Raw genomic sequence first — 1,382 nt, forward strand, 5'->3', positions numbered from 1 at the left:
GACACGGATGAGCTCAGCCCTTGGCCGAGGGACATCCCGCTGTGGGTGGTGCCCAACCCGAGTGGGCTGAACGCACTCTCCAGAGTGGATCCTGAGTACGGCGGAACACGTGAAATTCCGTCGGAATCCGGGAGGACCATCTCCCAAGGCTAAATACTCCCTAGTGACCGATAGTGAACCAGTACCGTGAGGGAAAGGTGAAAAGCACCCCGGAAGGGGAGTGAAATAGATCCTGAAACCGTGTGCCTACAAGTAGTCAGAGCCCGTTAACGGGTGATGGCGTGCCTTTTGTAGAATGAACCGGCGAGTTACGATCCCGTGCAAGGTTAAGCAGAAGATGCGGAGCCGCAGCGAAAGCGAGTCTGAATAGGGCGAATTGAGTACGTGGTCGTAGACCCGAAACCAGGTGATCTACCCATGTCCAGGGTGAAGTTCAGGTAACACTGAATGGAGGCCCGAACCCACGCACGTTGAAAAGTGCGGGGATGAGGTGTGGGTAGGGGTGAAATGCCAATCGAACCTGGAGATAGCTGGTTCTCTCCGAAATAGCTTTAGGGCTAGCCTCAAGGTAAGAGTCTCGGAGGTAGAGCACTGATTGGACTAGGGGCCCCTACCGGGTTACCGAATTCAGTCAAACTCCGAATGCCGATGACTTATCCTTGGGAGTCAGACTGCGAGTGATAAGATCCGTAGTCGAAAGGGAAACAGCCCAGACCGCCAGCTAAGGTCCCAAAGTATACGTTAAGTGGAAAAGGATGTGGAGTTGCTTAGACAACCAGGATGTTGGCTTAGAAGCAGCCACCATTTAAAGAGTGCGTAATAGCTCACTGGTCGAGTGACTCTGCGCCGAAAATGTACCGGGGCTAAACGTATCACCGAAGCTGCGGACTGTTCTTCGAACAGTGGTAGGAGAGCGTTCTAAGGGCTGTGAAGCCAGACCGGAAGGACTGGTGGAGCGCTTAGAAGTGAGAATGCCGGTATGAGTAGCGAAAGACAAGTGAGAATCTTGTCCACCGAATGCCTAAGGTTTCCTGAGGAAGGCTCGTCCGCTCAGGGTTAGTCGGGACCTAAGCCGAGGCCGAAAGGCGTAGGCGATGGACAACAGGTTGATATTCCTGTACCACCTCCTCACCATTTGAGCAATGGGGGGACGCAGGAGGATAGGGTAAGCGCGGTATTGGATATCCGCGTCCAAGCAGTTAGGCTGGGAAATAGGCAAATCCGTTTCCCGTGAAGGCTGAGCTGTGATGGCGAGCGAAATATAGTAGCGAAGTTCCTGATTCCACACTGCCAAGAAAAGCATCGACGCGAGGTTCAAGCCGCCCGTACCCCAAACCGACACAGGTGGTCAGGTAGAGAATACCAAGGAGATCGAGAGAATC

General features: G+C 53.7%; 1 rRNA gene. It reads left to right on the forward strand.

Features of this window, described 5'->3' with window-relative positions:
* A 23S ribosomal RNA gene (locus ACWGSM_RS13505) occupies positions 1–1,382 on the forward strand; the annotation flags it as partial.

This window comes from Microbacterium sp. NPDC055521 (assembly GCF_053619695.1).